The following is a 21046-nucleotide window of genomic DNA, read 5'->3' on the forward strand; positions in this document are numbered from 1 at the left end:
CGACCGACCGGCGCGTTCAGGCCGCTTCGAGGGTCACGTGGGCAGCGCCGTTCGTGACCGTGATGACGTGCTCGCCGTCCGTCTCGATCGTCACGTCGAGCGTGGCGCTGTCCTCGATGGACTGGGCGACGAGCGGCCCCTCGCCGATCTTCGCGACCTGGACGCTGACCGCGGTGCCCTCGTCGACGCGCTCGACGTCGACGGTGACCGTGTACTCGTCGCCCGCTTCGGCACTGAACTCCGCCGTCTTCTCGTCTTCGAGCGTCTCGTCGATCCCGTCATCGCCGATGCCGATGGCTCCGGTGACCTCGGAACACCCCGCGACCGCCACCGCTACGGCGACGCCGATGAACGACCGTCTGTGCATATCTCTCTCTACTGACACTGGTATGTAATAGGTTCTGGCCGATCGGGGCCCGCCGCAGTGTCGCGGGGGACGGTCGGGACGCGGAGGCCGGAGACCGGCAGGGTTGATCAGGCGGGGAGTCGAACCCGGCTCACCGGCAGCTTGTAGGTCCCGTCCCAGAACTCGAGTTCGGTGACGGTCCACCGGATCGGCTCGATCTCCCGATCGGCGAGTCGTGCCGCGGTCTCGCGGTCGCCGCCACGGGCCAGCGTGACGTGGGGGACGTAGTCGCTCCCTTCGAGCCCGTCGATCGTCTCGAAGCTGTCGGTCAGGTCGGCGTGGATCCGCTCGAGGCCGGGGCTCTCGACGGCGAGGTAGACGACGGGGGCCGAGCCGAGCGGCGGGTCGGCGAAGTAGTCGATGCCGGTGATCTCGGCTTCGACGGCGGGTGCCCCCTCGAGCGCGCGGTGGGCGCGGTGCTGGAGCTGGGCGACGTGGTCGGCGTCGCCGAGTCGCTTGAGCAGACACGAGTGCTCCTCGCGGACGCTGTCGAACCCGACCAGCGAGGGGTAGAGGTCGGCGGCGAGTTCGCGAACGCGCCCGGGGACCGGAACGTTGACGCTGTACACGTGACGTCGAGTAGTGGATATACGCGTATCAGTCTGGCGTTCACACCCGATCGAAGAACCACAGGACGAGGAGCACGCCGATTCCCAGGAGGATCAGCGGCGTCGCCAGCCGAACGACCCAGGCGATCATGCCGAGGACTGCACCGAGAATCTCGAGCACTAGAAGGACGGCGACCAGTCCGAGGACGATCTTCAGGAGCGTTTCGACCTCGAGTTCGCCACGGGAGTCGAGCATACGTTCACATTGGCGTGAACGTTGAAAAACACACCGTTGCCGCGGTCGGAAAGACCTATTTAGGCGGCTCTGTCATCCCCATGTAATGGACGGGAAGGGGCAGTGGGCCCTGCTCTGCGTGCTCGTGGTGGTCGGGTTCGCGATCGCGCTAGTGCCGATCGCGTCGCCCGTCGCGGGGGCCGACGCGGGAGGAGCGACGCCGGCGATTCAGGAGGATCCCTCCGAAAGCGGGGAACTCGCGGACGCGGACGAGATACATATCGACGTTCAGATCCGGGAGAACGGGTCGGCGACGTTCACCGTCGAGTACCGGTACGCGCTCGACGACGAGAACATGTCCGACGAGGAGTGGGACGAGATGCGGACCGACATCGAGGAGAACGCGGACGCCTACGCTGCGACCGAGGAAGAACGGTGGAACCAGACCCTCGCGGACGGTGAGAACCGGACCGATCGGGACATGAACCTCTCGAACGTCTCCGTCAGCACGGACGAGAGTACCGTGTTGCGAGACCGGGAGACGGGCCAGGTCACGTTCACGTTCGAGTGGTCGAAGTTCGCCCGCGTCGAACTGAACCGGATCGAGGCCGGCGACGCGATATCCGGGTTCATGCTCCCCGACGACACCACGCTGCAGTTTCGCTGGCCGGACGAGTACGAACTCTACGACGAACCGGACCCGTCTCCAACCGGATCGAACGATGGGTCGATCTCCTGGGACGGCGGGGAAACCGAATTCGCGTCCGAGCAGCCACGCGTCGTATTGATGGCCAACGGCACCGACGGTTCGAACGAGTCGGGCGAGGATCCGAACGAGACGGGCGGCAACCAGGAGACGTCCGACGGGGAGCCGGCCGCCACTGGCGACGGGCCGTCGATGCCGTGGCTCGCGGTGGCGGGTGCTCTCCTCCTGCTCGCGTCGGTCGGCGCTGCGGGCTGGTGGATCAGGGATCGACAGGTTCGCACACAATCGTCGGCCAGCGAACCGTCGCCGGCTAGCGAGGGGACGGCCGATACCGGCGGTTCCGACGGCGTCGACGGCCCGCCCCCGGAACTGCTCAGCAACGAGGAGCGGGTCCTGCGGCTGCTCGAGGAACGGGGCGGCCGGATCAAACAGCAGGAAGTGGTGTCGGAACTGGACTGGACCGAGGCCAAGACGAGCCAGGTCGTCAGCGGTCTGCGGGAGGACGACGAGATCGAAGTGTTCCGGATCGGCCGGGAGAACGTCCTCTCGTTGCCAACCGAGGACGAGACGCCCTCCTGAGACGGACAGCAGTCCCTACGAGTCGGACGACAGGGATACCGGCACGGTCCTCGGCCACCGGGTGTGTAACATTTGCCACCCCGGTAGGTTTTAATACTGCTGGGCGTCTTGGTGACACCAATGAGTCGCTCCGTCGGCCCGTCGGCCACCGTCCGTGATACCGACGGTACCGTCCTGCCGCGACCGCGACGACCGCGACCGGGCCTTTGAGCCCGTACTATACTATTCCCCACGTTCCCGGTTCGTTCCCACGTTCCAGCGATCGCAGAATTTCCGGTTAGCAGTCGCTCTACCGTTTATTTTCGAAACTTAAACCAATGAGTTTAAGTCTATCCTGCCGTTTCTCTCGAGTACGACATGACACGCGTTGCACTCGCGTTCTCGGGCGGACTGGACACGACCGTCTGTGTCCCGCTGCTCGAGGAGGAATACGGATACGACGACGTTATCGGCGTCACGGTCGACGTCGGACAGCCGGCCTCGGAGTTCGACGAGGCCGAAGAGACTGCCGAGGCGCTGGGCCTGGACCACTACGTCGTCGACGCGCGAGCGGAATTTGCCGACCTCTGTCTCGAGAGCGTTCGCGCGAACGCGACCTACCAGGGCTACCCGCTCGGGACCGCGCTCGCGCGCCCGGTGATCGCCGAGGCGATTCTCGAGGTCGCACAGGAACAGGACTGTACCGGTATCGCCCACGGCTGTACGGGCAAGGGCAACGACCAGCTACGGTTCGAGGCCGTCTGGCGCGACTCCGACCTCGAAGTGATCGCGCCCGTGCGCGAACTCGGGCTCACGCGCGAGTGGGAACAGGAGTACGCCGCCGAGAAGGACCTGCCCGTCGAGGGCGGGAGCGGCGGCGACTGGTCGATCGACACCAACCTCTGGAGTCGCTCGGTCGAGGGCGACGAGCTCGAAGATCCCAGCTACGTCCCGCCCGAGGAGATCTACGCGTGGACGCAGGCACCGACCGGCGAGACCCAGGAGATCGAGATCACGTTCGAGGAGGGCTATCCCGTCGCCGTCGACGGCGTCGAGTACGACCCCGTCGAACTCATCGAGCACCTGAACGGCGTGGCCGGGGCCTACGGCGTCGGCCGTACGGACTCGATGGAGGACCGCATGCTCGGGCTCAAGGTTCGCGAGAACTACGAGCACCCGGCCGCGACGACGCTGCTCAACGCCCACGAGGGGCTCGAGGGACTCGTGCTCACCCAGGAGGAACGCGAGTTCAAGCAGCTGATCGACCAGAAGTGGTCGAAGAAGGGCTACGAGGGCCTGATCGACGCGCCCCTCATGGGCGCGCTCGAAGGCTTCATTGACGAGACCCAGCAGCGCGTCACTGGAACGGTGACGATCCGCTTCGAGGGCGGGCAGGCACGCGTGGTCGCCCGCGACAGCGAGTACGCCGCCTACTCGGCCGAACACGCCTCCTTCGACACCGAGACCGTGGGGAAGATCACGCAGGAAGACGCCACCGGCGTCGCCAAGTACCACGGCTTCCAGCGCCGCCTCGCGAACGAATCGATCGCCGCGAACGCGGACGAGGAGGACGACGAAGTCGAACTCGCGACCGACGGGAGCGGCGAAACCGACGGCGAGGACGAGTAATCATGACCGAGGAGAGCGCTCGCGGCGACACCCGGCCCGGTGACGTCATCCGGACCGACGGCGGCTCCGACGGCGAGGGGGTCGTCCGCCGGGACCGCTTCAGCGGCGGCCCCGCCCGGAGCTTCCTCTCCTCGCTCGAGGCCGACGAACGAATCTTCGAGGCCGACCTCGAGATCGATCGCGCCCACGTCGTCATGCTCGCCGAGCAGGGGATCGTTGGCGACGAGGTGGCCGGCCAGATCCTCACCGCGCTCGACGCGATCGAGGTCGACGGCCACGACTCGCTCCCCGACGGCGAGGACGTCCACGAGGCGATCGAGACGGCCGTCGTGGAGCGCGTCGGTCCCGACGGCGGGAGGATGCACACCGCGCGATCCCGCAACGACGAGGTCGCGGCCTGCATCCGGTATCGCTTGCGCGAGGACGTGCTCTCCGCGATCGAGACGACGATCGCGCTGCGCGAGTCGCTGATCGAAGTGGCCGAGTCGGGCCGGGAGACGATCATGCCCGGCTACACGCACCTCCAGCCCGCCCAGCCGACCACGGTGGCCCACTGGGCGTGCTCCTACGAGGGCACGGTCCGCCGCGACACCGCCCGCCTGTGCGAGGCCTACGATCGGATCAACCAGTCGCCGCTGGGCGGCGCCGCGTTCGCGGGGACGACCTTCGAGATCGATCGCGAGCGCACGGCCGACCTGCTCGGCTTCGAGGGAGTCGTCGAGAACTCGATGGACGCCGCCTCGAGCCGGGACTTCCTGCTCGAGACGGTCCAGGCGCTGTCGACCCACGCGACGACGCTGTCGGGGCTCGCGGAGGACGTCATCGTCTTCGCGAACCGCGGCTTCGTCGACCTCGCGGACGACTACTCCTCGACGTCGTCGATCATGCCCCAGAAGAAGAACCCCGACACGCTAGAACTCGTCCGCGCGGTCGCGGGCGACGCGGCCGGCGGAGTGCAGGGCCTGACGACGACGCTCAAGGGACTGCCCCGCGCGTACAATCGCGACCTCCAGCGGGCGACGACTCACGCCTGGGAGACCGTCTCCGCCGTGACGGAGGCCAGCGAAGTCGCCGCGGGTGCGGTCGCGACGGCCGACTGGAACGAGGACGCGCTCGCTTCGGAAGCGGGTGCCGGGTTCTCGACGGCGACCGGCGTGGCCGACCTGCTGGCGGCGAACGGGCTGCCGTTCCGGACGGCGCACGAACTCGTGGCCCACGCCGCCGAGCACGGTGGCGACGTCGACGCGATCGAATCGGCCGCGGCGGAGGTGCTCGGCGAACCGCTCGCCGAGTTCGTCGACCCCGCGGCCGTCGAGGCCGCGCTCGATCCCGCCGAGAGCGTCGCGAGTCGGGACTCGCAGGGCGGTCCGGCACCCGACGCGGTCGCGGACCAGATCGATTCGGCCCGCGATGCGCTCGCGGTCGACGAGCAGTCCCACGCCGACACGAGCGGGGCGCTCGAGGCGGCTCGCGAGGCGCTTCGCGAGGAGGTGAACGGGTATGTGTGAGGTCGACCGTTCGCTCCCGGCATCGGAGCTGGCACGATCGACGCGACCGTCGGTCTCGCCACCGTCCGCAGGTGAGGGGCGAACCTGCGGGCGAGCGAAACCACCGGTCTCGCTGCCGCCGTCCCCGCGAGGGGACCAACTACCTAAACCGTGATATGTCAGACAAAATCTGCCGGAAAATAGCACTTTCACACCGTTAGAGGCCAGTGTCGATAGTATAATTTTGCTGTTAAGTTCGAAGGGTTTAAGGGATATCGGCTCCCAGTTGGAGGTACAATGACCGAATGCGTCGAGTGTGGGGCAGAAGTGTCCCTGCACGACGATCTGGAAGTGGGAGAGATAGTCGACTGTACGACCTGCGGAGCCGAACTGGAAGTCGTAGACACCGAGCCGCCAGTCCTCGAGCGAGCCCCGGAGCTCGAAGAGGACTGGGGTGAGTGATCTTGCACGTAGGAATCCTCTACTCCCGGATCCGCAAAGACGAGAAGCTCCTCCTGAACGAGCTTCGCGAGCGCGACCACGAGGTCGAAAAGATCGACGTCCGCAAGCAGACGTTCGACATCGGCGAGACGCCCGAGGAGTTCGCCGACCTCGACATCGTCGTCGATCGCTGTCTCGCCACGAGCCGGAGCCTGTACGCCACGAAGTTCTTCGAGGCCTACGGGATCCCCGTGGTCAACAGCCACGAGACGGCCGAGATCTGTGCCGACAAAGTGAAGAACAGCCTCGCGCTCGAGGGAGCGGGCGTGCCCACGCCCGCGACGAAAGTCGCGTTCACCAAAGAGACCGCGATGGAGGCGATCGAGGAGTTCGGATACCCCTGCGTCCTCAAGCCCGTCGTCGGGTCGTGGGGCCGCCTGATGGCGAAGATCGACTCGCCGGACGCCGCGGAGGCCATTCTCGAGCACAAGGCCACCCTCGGCCACTACGAGCACAAGGTGTTCTACGTCCAGGAGTTCGTCGAGAAGCCCGGCCGCGACATCCGCGTGCTCGCGACCGACGGCGACCCGATCGCCGCGATGGTTCGCTCGTCGGACCACTGGATCACGAACGCCGCCAAGGGTGCCGAGACCGAGGTGTTCGAACTCGACGCCGAGGCGAAAGAACTGGTCCAGAAGGCCAGTGACGCCGTCGGCGGCGGCCTGCTCGGCGTCGACCTCATGGAAACTGCGGACGGCTATACGGTCCACGAGGTCAACCACACGGTCGAGTTCAAGGCTCTGGACGGGGCCGTCGACACCGACGTCGCCGGCACCGTCGTCGACTGGCTCGAGGAGAAAGCCGCCGACGCGGCGGACGACCCGCTCGAGGTGACCGCCTGATGGCCGTGGGCACGGACGCCACCGCCGACGAGAACGCGGAAACCGTCACCGCGACGGTCGTCGGCGGCTCGGGCTTTACGGGCGGCGAACTGCTTCGCCTGCTCGCGGGCCACCCCAACTTCGAGATCAGCGAGGTCACGAGTCGATCGAAGGCCGGCAAGAGCGTCGGCTCCGTCCACCCGCCGCTGCGCGGCGCGGACCTCCGCTTTACGGAACCCGACGATCTGGAGAGCGTCGACGTGCTATTCGCGGCGACGCCCCACGGCGTCTCGATGGGCCAGATCGACGAGTTCTTCGAGATTGCCGATACCGTCGTGGACCTCTCGGCGGACTTTCGCCTCGACAGCGAGGCCCAGTACGACGAGTGGTACGACGGCCACGACGCGCCCGAATATCTCAAAAAGGCCGAGTACGCGCTTCCCGAGATCAACCGCGAGAACCTCGCGGGCGCGGACCTCATTGCGGGCGGCGGCTGTAACGCCACCGCCACCATTCTGGGCCTGTACCCGCTGTTCGAGCACGATATCCTGGAGGGTGGCGAGCAGGTCGTCGTCGACGTCAAGGTCGGCTCCTCCGAAGGGGGCGCGGGCGGCGGCGAGGCGTCGAGCCACCCGGAGCGATCGGGCGTCGTCCGCCCCTACGCACCGACGGGCCACCGCCACGAGGCCGAGATCGAGCAGTTCCTCGGGACGAGCGTCGCGTTCACGTGCCACGCCGTGGACATGGTCCGCGGTGCCAGCGCGACGAGTCACGTCTTCCCCGACTCGCCCGTCTCGAAGGGCGACCTCTGGAAAGCGTATCGGGGCTGCTACGAGGACGAGCCGTTCGTCCGCATGGCCGCCGGCGGCTCCGGCGTCTACCGCTACCCCGAACCGAAGGCGGTCGCCGGGACCAACCTCGCCGAGGTCGGCTTCGAACTCGATCCGCAGAATAAGCGCATCGTCGTCTTCTCGGCGATCGACAACATGATGAAGGGATCGGCGGGACAGGCGGTCCACGCGGCAAACGTCGCGCTGGGCCTCGAGGAAACCGCAGGACTCGAGTTCACGGGACTTCACCCCGTGGGGGCACCGTAAATGACGGTCGTCGTCAAGATCGGCGGCGCTCGCGCCGTCGATCCCGAGGGTGCGCTCGCGGACGTCGCCTCGCTGGTCGACGACGGTGAAGACGTCGTCCTCACCCACGGCGGCTCGACCGCCGTCGACGAGACCCTCGAGGAACTCGGCGAGGAACCGACCTACGTCGAGACGCCCGGCGGGGTCGTCGGCCGATTCACCGACGAGCGCACAATGGACGTCTTCAAGATGGTGATGCCGGGCAAACTCAACACCGACCTCGTCGAGTCGCTCCAGAACGAGGGCGTGAACGCTGTCGGGCTCTCCGGCATCGACGGCAAACTGCTGGAGGGCAAGCGCAAGTCCGCCGTCCGCGTGAAAGAAGACGGCAAGAAGAAAATCAAGCGCGGCGACCACTCGGGGACGATCGAGTCGGTCAACGCGGACCTGCTCGAGACGATGCTCTCGGGCGGCTACACGCCCGTCGTCTCGGTTCCCGTGCTCGGGAAGGAGAAAGACGGGGGGTACACCGCAGTCAACGCCGACGCCGATCGCGCGGCGGCGGCGATCGCGGGCGCGCTCGGGGCGGACCTGGTCGTGCTCACGGACGTCTCGGGGATCTACGAGGACCCCGACGACGAGTCGACGAAGATCGACTCGGCGTCGACCCCCGCGGAGTTCGCGGCGGTCGAGGAGGCCGCGGAAGGGTTCATGACGAAGAAGGTGATGGCCGCCGAGGAGGCCCTCGAGGGCGGTGCGGCCTCGGTGACGGTCGCCTCGGCGAACGCCGCCGACCCGATCACGAACGCGCTCGCGGGCGACGGGACGACGATCGAACCCGGCGCGATCGCCGAGGACGGCGAGGAGGTGGCCCAGTGAGCGATCACGACTTCGTCTCCGGCGGCAAGCCGATCGGCATCGAGCGCGGCGAGGGGCCGTCCCTCTACACCGCCGACGGCACGGAGTACCTGGACGCCGGCGCGAGCTACGCGTGCACGCCGCTGGGCCACAGCCACCCCGCTGTCGTCGAGGCGGTACAGGAGCAGGTCGGCGAGTTGACGTTCGTCGACTCCTCGTACCCCGTCCAGTCGCGCGAGGACGCCTACGCCGCGCTCGTCGCGGCGACTCCCGACGGACTCGATGGGGCCTGGTTCTGCAACTCCGGCACCGAGGCCAACGAGGCCGCGCTGAAGTTCGCGCGGTCGGCGACCGGCGAGTCGAAGATCGTCGCCGCGACCCGATCGTTCCACGGCCGGACGATGGGCTCGCTCGCGGCGACCTGGAAGGACAAGTACAAGAAGCCCTACGAGCCCCTGGCCGGCGACGTGGAGTTCGTCCCCTACGGGGACGACGAGGCACTCGCCGCGGCCGTCGACGACGAGACCGCGGCCGTGATCCTCGAGCCGATTCAGGGCGAGGGCGGCGTCAACGTCCCGCCCGCGGGCTACCTCGAAACTGCCCGGGAACGCACCGAGGAGGCCGGCGCAGCGCTCGTCCTCGACGAGGTCCAGACCGGCATGGGTCGGACGGGCGAGATGTGGGCCTGCGAGGGCGCGGGCGTCACGCCCGACGTGCTCACGACGGCGAAGGGGCTCGGCAACGGCCTGCCCGTCGGCGCGGTCGCGGTCGCAGACTGGATCGCCGACGGCGCGGCCTCGCACAACGCCACGTTCAGTGGCGGTCCCGTCGTCTCCGCGGCGGTCCACGCCACCGTTTCGACGCTGGTCGAGGAGGAGTGGCCCGCCCACGCTGCCGAGATCGGCGACTACCTCGTCGACGAACTCGAGACGGCGCTCGGCGACGAGGTCCGCGAGGTCCGTGGCGAAGGCTTGCTCGTCGGCGTCGAGTTGAAACGCGGTGCGAACCGCATCGCCCGCGACCTGGCGCTCGAGCACCAGATTCTGGCGCTTCCCGCGGGCCGGACCGTCCTTCGCCTGTTGCCGCCGCTCGTCATCGGCGAGGACGAGGCGGACCGCCTCGTCGACGCGCTGGCCGAGATCATCGCACCCGAAGCCCAGACCCAATCATGAGTGCGACGATGAACGACACGATCGACGTTTCGCCCGAAGACGCGCGCAACCTGTTGATCGACCTCGTGTCGATCCCCTCGCCCTCGGGAGAAGAGCGGGCGGCCGCCGAGCGCCTCGTCGAGTTCTTCTCGGCCAACGGCCGCGAGGCATGGATCGACGACGTCGGCAACGTCCGCGCGCCGGCCGACGATTCGGTTCTGCTGACCTCGCACATCGACACCGTCCCAGGCGAGATTCCGGTCGAGATCCGATCGGCCGACGAGGAGGACGTCGAGGCGGACGTCGCCGAAGAAGAGGGTGAAGACGTCCTCTGGGGTCGTGGCAGTGTCGACGCCACCGGTCCGCTTGCCGCGATGGCCGCAGCCGCGATTCGCGCAGGAGTCTCGTTCGTCGGCGTCGTCGGCGAGGAGACGAACTCCCGCGGTGCCCGTCACCTGGTCGTCGATCGCGACGAACCCCAGGCGGTCATTAACGGTGAACCGAGCGGCACGACGGGGATCACACTGGGCTACCGCGGCTTCCTCGCGGGAACCTACGTCGCGACCAGCGAGTCCGGCCACACCTCCCGGCCCGAGCCGAACGCGATCCAGCACGCCACAGACTGGTGGACGAGCGTCGAGGACGCGTTCGAGCACGACGAGTACACGCCCGTCTTCGAGCGCGTGACCGCCAAACCGGTCGACATCGACGGCGGAATCAGCGACGACGGTCTCTCCGTCGAGACGACGCTCGCGGTCCAGTTGCGGATCCCCCCGTCGCTCGACGCGGAGTCGGTTCGCGAGACCGCCGAAGCCGAACTCGAGATCGGGACCGTCTCCTGGGCGGAGCCGATCCCGCCGGTCATGGAGAGTCCACGGACCGAGGTTGCCCGGGCGTTCCGCGCGGCGATTCGAAAGGAGGGCGGCGATCCCCGCCTCCTTCGCAAGACCGGCACGAGCGACATGAACCTCTACGCCGGCGCGTGGGACTGTCCGATGGCCACCTACGGCCCTGGCAACTCCGAACTCGATCACGCGCCGGACGAGCGCCTCTCGCTCGTGGAGTTCGACCAGTCCACCGGCGTCCTGACGCGGGTCGCGACGACGCTTCGCGGAGGTGACGAGTGATGCCGACCGACGTCGCCGCGGCGTCGGACCCGCGTCACTTCCTCGAGATCGACGATCTCTCGACGGCCGAACTCGAGACCGTCCTCGATCGGGCCGCCGCGTACAAACGCGCCCAGCAGGGCGGCGAAAGCCACGCCGACCTCGCGGGGCAGACGTTAGGGATGATCTTCCAGAAGCCGAGCACGCGCACCCGCGTCTCCTTCGAGACGGGGATGACACAGCTCGGCGGCCACGCCGTCTTCCTCGGCGAGGACGACATCCAGCTCGGTCGCGGCGAGCCGCTGAAAGACACCTCGCGGACGCTCTCGCGGTACGTCGACGCGGTGATGGCCCGGGTGTTCAAACACGAGAACATCGAGGTGCTCGCGGAGTACTCCTCGGTCCCGATCGTCAACGGTCTCACCGACGACGCCCACCCGTGCCAGACGCTCGCGGATCTGCTGACGATCCGCGAGCAGGAGGGCGAGTTCGACGGCGTGTCGGTCGCCTGGATCGGCGACGGGAACAACGTCGCCCAGTCGTTCACCGTCGGTGCCGCGCTGACGGACATCGACCTGACGGTCGCCACGCCCGAGGGGTACGGGATCGACGACGACGTACTCGATCGGGCCCGCGATCTCGGCGGCGATCCCACGGTGACGCACGATCCCGTCGACGCCGCCACGGACGCGGACGTCATCTACACCGACGTCTGGATCAGCATGGGCCAGGAGGACGAACGCGACGTCCGGATGAACGACTTCGAGGGGTTCCAGGTCCGTTCGGGCCTCCTCGAGCACGCCCCCGACGCGTCGGTAATGCACTGCCTGCCGGCCCACCGCGGCGAGGAGATCACCGACGCCGTCATCGAGAGCGATCGATCGGTCGTCTTCGACCAGGCCGAGAACCGACTCCACGCCCAGAAGGCGCTGTTGAGCTGGTTACTTGCGGAGTGACCCGATCGGGACCCGTCACCCGGGTCCACGCCATCCGCCGGTAAACGGGCGATTTCGTGCCGAAATTTCGTATTTATCGTAGGTGAATACCGTTCCACGAAGACGACTATCAATCGAAATTATATAGGGGGCCGTCGAAGCGGCGGGTAGCAGCATGTCGTTCAGACTGCTGCTCGCCACGCTCATCATGGTGCTGGGACCGGCGGCGCTGGTCGCACTGCACCTGGCGTAGGCGAGCAATGGGGGGTAACAGCGGTATCGGCTATCGACCAGGGGGTCGTGGATACCCTTTCTCGTCGTTCGGGGCTATCGCGCCAGCAGTGCGTAGGTGATCCCGAGGACGAGTCCGTACGCGGCGTGTCCGACGAGACTCTCGACGGCGACGTTCGGCACGGCGGGTGCCATCGGGAAGCCGACGGCCGAGAGCCAGATCGGCATGACGAGCACTGCGAGGATCGCCCACACGATCAGTCCGTACCCGACACCGGCGGCGGTGGTTCCGATCGGGCCGAGGTCACGTCCCGTGGCCGTGAGCGCGGCCGCGAAGACGACGCCGAGGACGGCACCGTGGGACACGTGAACGAGCATCCCCACGAGGCCGCCTTCGAGCCCGTACATCGCCGGGATCGCCACCTCGAGGACCGCGGGCGTCTGGATCGCCATCATCGCACCGAAGACGATCGCGCCGACGATGCCGCCGACGGTCCCCGCCTGCCAGGGTTCGAGTGCTGTTCCGAGCCGTTCGTCCGTTCGCGTTCGTACTTCCGATGCCATGAGGGTGCGTACCACATGGGTCCGTGTAGCGGTATCCCGGTCTGGCATCGAGCGTACACAGCCGCTGCGACGGACGGATTCGCGAACGGCCGTCGAGGCGATCGGGATGGGAGGGGCCGACGGTGTGCGGACGCGAAGATTCTTTGAATCGGCCGCCCCAGTTCGAATCGATGGCGGATCCCCTTCGAATCACGGCGGGTGAACTCGACGAAGACGCGATTCTGGACGCGCTACAGAACGGTCGGCGGATCGTCGTCACGACGACGACCCTCGGGACGGACCACGAGGTGACCCTGCGGTACGATGGCTCGGTCTACTACTGTGACACGCCGACGCGACTGCACCGTCACGAGACCGAGCGCGAGATGCGAACCTGCGTCCGGAACATGGGGTACGCCAGCGACTCGGCGGCGGACTCGGAGTAACAGTTCTTTGTCCTGGGAGCCGTTCGATCACGTATGACGAGCGACCCGCGACACCGACTCGACGAGTTACTGGAGGATTCGAACCCGCCGTTCGAGAAGGTGATGAGTTGCGTGTTCGGGATCGAGGACCACGAAACGCGGACCTACCTCGCGCTTCGCGACCGGCCGGGGAGCACGATCGAGGAACTGGCGACGGCCCTCGACCGCGATCGGAGCACGGTCAACCGCGCCCTGTCGACGCTTCACGAGCGAGGGCTCGTTCGCCGGGATCGACGCTTGCTCGACGGTGGCGGCTACGTCTACCAGTACACGGCCGTCGCGCTCCCCGAGGCCAAAGCCGCTCTCCACCAAGCGCTCGACACCTGGACGGGAACGGTCCACGACGTGATCGACGAGTTCGACGGTCGATCGGCCGGGGCCGAAGCCGACGTCGGGTCCGCCGTCGACGGCGGATCCGAGACTACCGGCGAGTAGCCGTCGAATCCACGTGCTTTTTGCCCCTCGCCCACCTCTCGCCCGACAATGAGTCTCAGCCTTGCCGCTACCCAGCCGGAGCCGCCGGCCGACGCCGACGACGGCGTCTGGCTCGAGTGTATCGAGTGCTCCGAGACGTTCGCCCCGTTCGACGACGTTCGCTACACCTGCGACGAGTGCGACGGACTGCTCGAAGTGCGGTACGCGGACCTGCCGACGTTCGACGACTTCGCGGGCGAGGGCGTCTGGCGGTACGCCGACGCGCTCCCGTTCGAGACGGGCGTGACGACCCAGGAGGGAGCGACGCCGCTGTACGAGGTGCCGCGACTCGAGGCCGACGTTGGTGTCGAAGCGCTGCGGATCAAACACGAGGGGATGAACCCGACGGGCTCGTTCAAGGACCGCGGCATGACCGTCGGCGTCAGGGTCGCGAAAGAACTCGGCGTCGATCGACTCGCCTGCGCCTCCACCGGAAACACCAGCGCGGCGCTCGCGGCCTACGGCTCCCGCGGCGGGATGGAGACGCTCGTGCTCCTGCCCGCGGGCAAGGTCGCGGCGGGCAAGATCGCCCAGGCCAGCCTCCACGGCGCGCGCATTCTCGAGGTCGACGGCAACTTCGACGCCTGTCTCGACATCGTCCAGGAACTGGCCGCCCGCGGCGAGGCCTACCTCCTGAACTCGCTGAACCCCTTCCGGCTGGAGGGCCAGAAGACGATCGGGCTCGAGATCCTCGAGGGGTTCCGCGACGATTACGGCGCGTTCCCCGACCGGATCGTCCTCCCGGTCGGCAACGCCGGGAACACCTCGGCGCTGTACAAGGCGTTCCGCGAACTCGTCCAGGCGGGCGAACTCGACGCCGACGACGTGCCGAAACTGACCGGCGTCCAGGCCGCGGGCGCGGCCCCGATGGTCGAGGCGATCGAGAACGGGGCCGACGAGGTCCGCCGCTGGGACGACGTAGAAACGCGGGCGACGGCGATCCGAATCGGGAACCCGGTCAACGCGCCGAAGGCCCTGCCCGGCATCCGCGAGACCGGTGGCACTGCGATCGCGGTCTCGGACGAGGCGATCACCGACGCCCAGCGCGACCTCGCCGAGGAGGGGATCGGCGTCGAACCCGCCTCCGCGGCCTCCGTGGCCGGCCTGCGCAAACTCCGCGCCGAGGGGATCGTCGACGACGCCGAACGGGTCGCCTGCCTGACGACGGGCCACCTGCTCAAGGACCCCGACGCCGCGGCCGCCGCGGGGAGCGATCCCGAACCGGTGCCGGCCGACACCGAGGGAGTCATCGAGCACCTGCAAGGGTAATTCAGTCCCGATCGAACGATTCGAGCGGCCGCCCGGCAACGCCGTCCGTCGCGCGTCTGACGCCCGTCCGCGGCGTCTGACGCCCGACTGACTGGGTTTTTTTGCTCCCTCCGTTGCCGGGTCTGTCATGTCCGTCGAGCAACGATCCGGCGATCCCCGCGCCCGCGAATCGACCCGAACCAGCACCGATCCCGTAGCCACGGCGGCCGTGACCCCGTCGATCGACGTCCCGGCCGTCGAGCCACCGTCCCCGATGGCTTCTCGAATCGAACGCGTCCGACTCCGCGCCCAGGTCGCCGCCCTCGAACGCGAACTCGCGGCCAGCGAGTGCCGGCGACAGGCGATCGTCGGACAGTACGAACTGCAACTCGAGGAGCGCCGGGAGTCGAGCGAATCCGGGGACGGCGTCCTCGACGTCGTCCGCCGTCTGGTTCCCGAGCGCCGGTAGGCCGCGTGCACGGCGCGCGCGCCGATCGTTCCTTCGCCCTGCCGCTTTGACCGGTCACGAACGGGGTGTATCGCTCCCCTGCCACGGTCTCGCCGCTCTCTGCGAGTCCCGCAGGCTCGTCGGGAGCGAGTTTATTTCCGCACCGATCCTATAGTTTAAATACGATTGCGGGAGTCTATTATCATGAGGAACGCTGATTACCGATGGAGAATTCGGAGTCTTCCCCAGCCTGTCCCGAGTGTCACGGCAGAGTTCGACGCACCGAGACGGAGGTCGTCTGCGAGAACTGCGGACTCGTCGTCGAGGAGGATGCGATCGATCGCGGGCCGGAGTGGCGCTCGTTCGACGACGACGAGACCGACCCTCGCCGGACCGGTGCGCCGCTGACCCGCTCGCGACACGATCGCGGCCTCTCGACGGAGATCGGGTACGGGACCGGTAGCGATTTCGGGTCCGGGACGCGACTCACCGGCCGGAAACGTCGTCAGATCGTGCGCCTCCGACGGGAACACAATCGGGCGCGCATCGCGACGAAGGCCGACCGGAACCAGGCCTACGGCTTCACCGAGATCAAACGCATCGCCGCGCGACTCTCGCTGGACGATTCGATCCGCGAACAGGCGTGTGCCCTCTTCGAGTCGGCCCAGTCGGAAGGGCTGTTCCAGGGTCGCTCGCTCGAGGGGTTCGCCGCCGCAGCGATCTACGCGACCTGCCGGACCCGATCGGTCCCACGGACGATCGACGAGATCACGACCGTCGCGCGCGCCGACGCCGACGAACTCACCGCGGCCTACGACGCGCTCAACCGCGACCTCGGCCTGCCGACCGGTCCGATCGATCCCGCCCAGTACCTGCCGCGCTACGCTTCGGAACTCGACCTCGAACCGGCCGTCGAACGCCGGGCCCGCGACCACGTCGCCACGTTGCTCGAGGCCCGTGCGATCGGCGGCCGCAATCCCAGCGGCGTCGCGGCGGCCTGTCTCTACCGGGCCGCCACCGAGCGCGAGGCGTGGTCGTCGGTGACCCAGGCCGATGCCGCCGCGGTGGCCGACGTCGCCCCGGTGACGATCCGATCGACGGTGACGACGCTGAATACGCTCCAGTCGGAATGACGCCTCTCGGATCGATCGTCCCGGATCGATCGACTCACGTCGTCCGGAGGTTGTCCGTGCTCGGCTCGTAGACCTCGCCTTTCTGTTTGAGCTTCTCGATCTCGTGTTCGGCCTTGGACTGGTCCATGCCGATTTCCTCGGCGCGCTCCATGACGATGTCGACCGGCGCACCCTCGTCGTACTCCTCCTCGATGTCGCTGATGAGTCCCTTGAGGTTCTTGATCCGATCGCGCTGGGACTTCGAGGTGCCGGCCTCGACGATGTCCGCGTCGAACTCGCCCGTCTCGGGGTCGACGCCGATGTCCTGCAGACACGAGCGGACGATCTCGATGACCCGCTCGGCGTCGTGTTGCTCGACCGTATCGGAGAGGCGCACCCGCGCGCTGGCCTCCGAGAGCCGCACCAGGGCCTCGAGTTTTCGCGCCGTGACCGGAACCGGGGCGTCCTCGTCGGTCCCCTTCGACCGGAGGTCGACGTAGAAGTCCCGGATCGCCTCCTGGGCTTCCTCGGTCATCCGCGGGTGGCAGTTCTGCTTCGCGAAGGCGATGTACTTGCGCAGGAGTTCGGCGTCGATCTCGGGGTCGACCTGGTCGGTCATCTCGTCGATCTCCTCGGTGCTAACCTCGAGCGAGGCCATCTGCTCGCGCTGGGTCGTCAACTCGCCCGCGTAGTTCGTCGTGATGATGTGCTCGGCGAGGTTGCGGTCTTTCTCCTCGTCGGGCTGGTCGGTGACGGTGAAGATCAGGTCGAACCGCGAGATCAGGGCGGGTTCGAGGTCGATCTGCTCGCCGATCGGCTCGTACTGATCGAAGCGGCCGTACTTGGGGTTCGCGGCGCCGAGTAGCGAACAGCGGGACTTGAGGGTCGCGTTGATGCCCGCCTTGGAGACGGAAATCTTCTGCTGTTCGAGGGCCTCGTGCATGGCCGATCGGTCCTCAGAGTTGTGGACGACCATGCCGTTCGCGATGAAGTTGTGGGTTCCTTCTACCGTGAGGTCGTAGACGTAGTCCCAATTCTCGCTCCCGATCCGCCGAATCTCGACGATTTCCTTTGGTTCGACGTCTCGGAGGCTCGAGTTCGTCGATTGATCGACGGTTGCGACACCACCATCCGCGGCGATCGGAGGACGTTCACGGGGTGCGAGGGTCTGATCACCGACCTCGAGTTTCGCTGCACTCCGTTCGACGATCGATTCGTTCTGATAGACGAAGAACGGATGATCCGGCGTCGAACGGAGTTGCGATCCGTCTTCAGTGGTGACTTCGATCAGTTCCGTCGGAGTTTCGTACTGATGGACAGCCGTCACCGGCCGTTCGACGATCGCTCCGGAGTCGGTCATGGTCCGGACGGAGAGATCGACGTCTCGGATCGTTCGGCCGTTCTCGAGCGGTTCGATTTCACCGCTCTCCGCCGCTCGTTTGGCGATGTCACCAATCGAAACAGACGAGCTGTCAGCCAAGTCGACAGCTGTGTCACTAGTCACACATCGCATTTTGTCAAGTTCGTCGACTGCGGCGATACCTTGATCAGCGAGAACGAGTGCACCAGCCTCAAGGGTCCACTGCTGGCCGTCGCCGAAGTCGTCGCGAACCGCGGCTGCGGTAAGGCCTGCCGAGGACGAACCCTTCCCGGAGGTGTAGACGGAGCGCGGCGCGATGTTCTGGATGTAGCCCAGCATCTGGGAGTTGTGCGAGATGACCCCGTTTGAGACGTAATTGTGCGTTCCCTCGATCTCGAGGTCGTAGACCCAATCATAGTCGGGTTCGACTCTGTCGATAGATTCGATTCGTTCCCAATAGACGTCACCCTCTACGAACTGCTCGAGAGCAGCGACGCTTGCTCCTACGGATCCACCGTCAGCGACGACACTGTCCTCGCTCTGACCAGCTTTCGCTGGAACTTCGTCTTTGAACGCTGAGACGACCTTTCGAAGACTCTGTCGGCTCGGGTTTCTCGACCCGCGCTCATAGTTTTGATACGTCGATCGGGGGAGTCCGCAGTCGGCCTGCGTTAGTGACAGTGATTCCCGAATTTGTCGAAGTTCCGAACCCAGGCTTGGGACAATATTGAGATTCGTATTCCCATTTGTGTCTGTGTACTGTGATGCTGTCTCCTGTTTTCGCTCGGTCACAAATCCAATTCGAGAGACGTATTTCGCAAATTCGTCTCCGCTTATTCTGAGTCGATAGCTGCCATTACGTCGATCGTGCATCTGTGCGCGTATTCCGACCGACAGGAGTAACGTTCGGACATTATCGAGTAACTCTCGGCTCATCGACGCAACGGAAATCTCTCGCTGAGACTCCGAAACGTGGCCTTCCCCTTCAATAAAGGCTTGGAGAAATTCAGACTTCGTTGCCTCAGAGGCCTTGAATATCGAATCTGGGACACATTGTTTGTCGGACGACTCGAGAATACACGGTTCGAGTGCCTTGAGGAAGCTTACGAACTCTCCTGCCGAACACAGAAGCTCACGGGCGTCCTTCGATTCGTGCGGTCCTCGCTCCGTCGTGTTGAGGCCTAACTTCTCGAGTGCCTTCGCTGCGTCGTCCAATACTTCCCGATCGTTGTTCGTAATCGAGACGAATCCTGTATTGTCGTCTCGCTGTTCGACGTACCCTTCTGCGATGACGTATCCGATCAGTCGGGCTAACGAGGGTGTCCATTCGGCCGGCAGATCGAGTTGAACCGCGTTTCGCGACCGAGATCGTCGGAAATCGATATCGATCGAGTCATCCCCTTTCGTGGAAAGGGTTCGCGGCGCAGCAATGAACTGTCCTTTAGTAAGCTCTTCGGCGACTATCGGATTGAACTGGCCGTCACGCTGTACAAACAGCGGATGGGACGGCGTCACCTCGAGTTCACGTCCGCTCGAGGTCCGAATCCGATACATCTGCTCGGGTGCTTCGCGTTTCCATACTTTCGTTGCCCGCTGTGAGGCGATCGAGCCGTCGTCTTGCAAGGACGGGACCTCGAGATCGATCTCGTCCCACCAGCCGTCGTCGATCGGTTTCGGATCCTCGAGATTCGACTCAACTATCTCGCGAATCGGAACCGTTCGTCCGTCCGCGAGTGTAACCTTCGTATCACCGCGGACGCATTTGCCGGTACCAGGGTCCCCGATCAGCAGCATGTGCAGGTCACCGCGGATCCGCGATCCGTCCGGCAACTGTTTCGTCACGCCGGAGAACAACTGGAGGATCATCGCGAGTTTCTCCTGATCGTAGCCGTAGATCGAGGGCGCGATCGAGGCGACCATCTGCTCGTAGACGTCGTCCTGGTTGGAAATTTCGTAGATCTGCTTCTTGTCCTCGTCGCTGATGTCCATGTCCTCGAACTGCTCTTCGTCGATCTCGACGGACATCCCCTCCATGTAGAAGTCGAAGACGGGGCTCTTCTCGCCCTGGTTCTCCTGCTGTTCGAGTCGGAGGACGCCGGTCGCGGAGACGTGGTCGCCGGGGGTGACCTCGCCGGTGATGTCGTCCTCGACGTGGACGTCGAGTGACTGTGGCGTCTCGCCGCCACGCAGGCCCTCGGGGCTCTCCTGGATGCGCAGTTTCTGGGAGTCGACGAACTCCGACTGATCGAAGTTCACCCGGAAGGGGCCCTGTCGTTCACAGCCCTGGCACTCGTGGGGTTCCTGGAAGTCCCCGCTCGACTGGGGAACGCGAGAGAGGGTGCCACAGAGCTGGCACTCGAAGGCGGCCTCCTCGATCTTCGGCCGGACGTCGGTGGCTTTCCGGACGATCCCGTGCACCTGCACGAGGGAGTTCATGTCCCGGGCGCGGATCTCCCGGATCTCGGGCGACTCGGTCTCGGGGAGGTTCGTCACCCGGACGTGGGCCTGGCCGAGGCTGACGTCGATCGGGAGGTCGTACAGCCGCAGCGCCTCTTCGGCGTAGCGCTGGAGCTGTTCCGGCTGGTTGATGAAGTCGTCCGCGAGGTCGGGATCGTACCGGTAGAGGTCCTGCCAGTCGACGTGGAGCGATCGCTGTTCGTTGGGGTAGCGCTGCGCAAGCTGCTTGATCTCGCTGTCGTAGTAGTTGCGGAAGAACTGCTCGAAGGAGTCGACGAGTTCAGAATTGCCCGCTTGCGCCATTGCACTGTCCTACGGACCGCATCGGGTATAAATGGTGGCAAAGGGGAGCGAAAGTGATCGACGGGGATCGATCGCCCGGTCGACGTGGCCGGCACTCGCCGACCGTCGTCACTGTCCGATCGTCGTCCGCGTGCGGATCGGCACTCGGTCCCGCGCCGGGACCGATAGCGTGCGTGAGAACACTCCCGGTGGCTACGGCGGGAGCGGTGTGGCGCCGATCCGTCCGGGCGGTTCGGCCACGTCGAACAACCGGCGATGATCGCCGTTCCGGTGATCGTCTGCCGCGTCGACCGGCGATGTCCACGCCGTGTGCTGTATCCCCTTCCGTCGTTCGCGTGGCCGGTCGACTCTTTTCGGTTCTCGTGTAT

At 66.2% G+C, this 21046-nt stretch carries 20 protein-coding genes; 15 read left to right on the top strand and 5 right to left on the bottom strand.

The features are described 5' to 3' along the window. Positions 1 to 16 precede the first annotated feature (16 nt). The 3 genes from MUN73_RS04185 to MUN73_RS04195 form a co-directional block, all read right to left on the bottom strand. The gene (locus MUN73_RS04185) at positions 17 to 367 is read right to left on the bottom strand and encodes a hypothetical protein (RefSeq protein WP_250139190.1); all 351 of its coding nucleotides are present in this window, start codon (positions 365 to 367) and stop codon (positions 17 to 19) included. Positions 368 to 474: 107 nt separating this feature from the next. Further along, positions 475 to 975, bottom strand: a complete 501-nt coding sequence (locus MUN73_RS04190; protein ID WP_250139191.1) for a 2'-5' RNA ligase family protein — start codon at positions 973 to 975, stop codon at positions 475 to 477. Positions 976 to 1015: 40 nt separating this feature from the next. Continuing rightward, entirely contained in the window at positions 1016 to 1210 is a 195-nt protein-coding gene (locus MUN73_RS04195) for a DUF7554 family protein (RefSeq protein ID WP_250139192.1), read from the bottom strand. Positions 1211 to 1295: 85 nt separating this feature from the next. Between MUN73_RS04195 and MUN73_RS04200 the strand changes: the two genes are divergently transcribed. From MUN73_RS04200 to argF, 10 genes are all read left to right on the top strand, one after another. Continuing rightward, positions 1296 to 2474: a helix-turn-helix transcriptional regulator gene (locus tag MUN73_RS04200; RefSeq protein ID WP_250139193.1), complete on the top strand. Its 1179-nt coding sequence runs from the start codon at positions 1296 to 1298 to the stop codon at positions 2472 to 2474. 357 nt (positions 2475 to 2831) lie between these two features. Continuing rightward, positions 2832 to 4082, top strand: coding sequence for an argininosuccinate synthase (locus MUN73_RS04205; RefSeq protein ID WP_250139194.1), 1251 nt, complete (start codon positions 2832 to 2834; stop codon positions 4080 to 4082). 2 nt (positions 4083 to 4084) lie between these two features. Then, positions 4085 to 5590: an argininosuccinate lyase gene (argH, locus tag MUN73_RS04210; protein WP_250139195.1), complete on the top strand. Its 1506-nt coding sequence runs from the start codon at positions 4085 to 4087 to the stop codon at positions 5588 to 5590. A gap of 276 nt (positions 5591 to 5866) precedes the next feature. Beyond that, positions 5867 to 6031, top strand: a complete 165-nt coding sequence (gene lysW / locus MUN73_RS04215) for a lysine biosynthesis protein LysW (protein WP_005554620.1) — start codon at positions 5867 to 5869, stop codon at positions 6029 to 6031. Then, a complete protein-coding gene (gene lysX, locus MUN73_RS04220; protein ID WP_250139196.1) occupies positions 6028 to 6912 on the top strand; it encodes a lysine biosynthesis protein LysX in 885 nt (294 codons plus the stop codon). The genes lysW and lysX overlap by 4 nt, the downstream gene beginning before the upstream one ends. Beyond that, the gene (gene argC, locus MUN73_RS04225; protein WP_250139197.1) at positions 6912 to 7988 is read left to right on the top strand and encodes an N-acetyl-gamma-glutamyl-phosphate reductase; all 1077 of its coding nucleotides are present in this window, start codon (positions 6912 to 6914) and stop codon (positions 7986 to 7988) included. The genes lysX and argC overlap by 1 nt, the downstream gene beginning before the upstream one ends. Then, positions 7989 to 8846 (top strand): acetylglutamate/acetylaminoadipate kinase, encoded by an 858-nt coding sequence (locus tag MUN73_RS04230; RefSeq protein ID WP_250139198.1) that lies wholly within the window; start codon positions 7989 to 7991, stop codon positions 8844 to 8846. Next, complete coding sequence (locus MUN73_RS04235; RefSeq protein ID WP_250139199.1) at positions 8843 to 9997, top strand: aspartate aminotransferase family protein; 1155 nt, start codon at positions 8843 to 8845, stop codon at positions 9995 to 9997. Before MUN73_RS04230 ends, MUN73_RS04235 begins: the two co-directional genes overlap by 4 nt. Further along, positions 9994 to 11103, top strand: coding sequence for a [LysW]-lysine hydrolase (locus tag MUN73_RS04240; protein WP_250139200.1), 1110 nt, complete (start codon positions 9994 to 9996; stop codon positions 11101 to 11103). The genes MUN73_RS04235 and MUN73_RS04240 overlap by 4 nt, the downstream gene beginning before the upstream one ends. After that, positions 11103 to 12038 (top strand): ornithine carbamoyltransferase, encoded by a 936-nt coding sequence (gene argF / locus MUN73_RS04245; protein ID WP_250139201.1) that lies wholly within the window; start codon positions 11103 to 11105, stop codon positions 12036 to 12038. The genes MUN73_RS04240 and argF overlap by 1 nt, the downstream gene beginning before the upstream one ends. A gap of 306 nt (positions 12039 to 12344) precedes the next feature. Here argF and MUN73_RS04250 read toward each other — a convergent pair whose 3' ends face one another. After that, complete coding sequence (locus MUN73_RS04250) at positions 12345 to 12812, bottom strand: histidine kinase (protein ID WP_250139202.1); 468 nt, start codon at positions 12810 to 12812, stop codon at positions 12345 to 12347. Between the two features lie 170 nt (positions 12813 to 12982). Here MUN73_RS04250 and MUN73_RS04255 point away from each other — a divergent pair, with 170 nt between their 5' ends. From MUN73_RS04255 to MUN73_RS04275, 5 genes are all read left to right on the top strand, one after another. Further along, positions 12983 to 13237: a DUF8001 family protein gene (locus tag MUN73_RS04255; protein ID WP_250139203.1), complete on the top strand. Its 255-nt coding sequence runs from the start codon at positions 12983 to 12985 to the stop codon at positions 13235 to 13237. Between the two features lie 33 nt (positions 13238 to 13270). Next, positions 13271 to 13711: a helix-turn-helix domain-containing protein gene (locus MUN73_RS04260; protein ID WP_250139204.1), complete on the top strand. Its 441-nt coding sequence runs from the start codon at positions 13271 to 13273 to the stop codon at positions 13709 to 13711. Between the two features lie 48 nt (positions 13712 to 13759). Then, the gene (gene thrC, locus MUN73_RS04265; protein ID WP_250139205.1) at positions 13760 to 15019 is read left to right on the top strand and encodes a threonine synthase; all 1260 of its coding nucleotides are present in this window, start codon (positions 13760 to 13762) and stop codon (positions 15017 to 15019) included. A gap of 127 nt (positions 15020 to 15146) precedes the next feature. Beyond that, the gene (locus tag MUN73_RS04270; protein ID WP_250139206.1) at positions 15147 to 15467 is read left to right on the top strand and encodes a hypothetical protein; all 321 of its coding nucleotides are present in this window, start codon (positions 15147 to 15149) and stop codon (positions 15465 to 15467) included. A gap of 203 nt (positions 15468 to 15670) precedes the next feature. Continuing rightward, positions 15671 to 16579 carry a transcription initiation factor IIB gene (locus MUN73_RS04275; protein WP_250139207.1) on the top strand — a complete coding sequence of 303 codons (909 nt, stop codon included), beginning with the start codon at positions 15671 to 15673 and terminating at the stop codon, positions 16577 to 16579. A 34-nt stretch (positions 16580 to 16613) separates the two neighbouring features. Here MUN73_RS04275 and MUN73_RS04280 read toward each other — a convergent pair whose 3' ends face one another. Next, positions 16614 to 20678: an LAGLIDADG family homing endonuclease gene (locus MUN73_RS04280; RefSeq protein WP_250139208.1), complete on the bottom strand. Its 4065-nt coding sequence runs from the start codon at positions 20676 to 20678 to the stop codon at positions 16614 to 16616. Positions 20679 to 21046 lie beyond the last annotated feature (368 nt).

This window comes from Halosolutus amylolyticus (assembly GCF_023566055.1).
Classification (GTDB): domain Archaea; phylum Halobacteriota; class Halobacteria; order Halobacteriales; family Natrialbaceae; genus Halosolutus; species Halosolutus amylolyticus.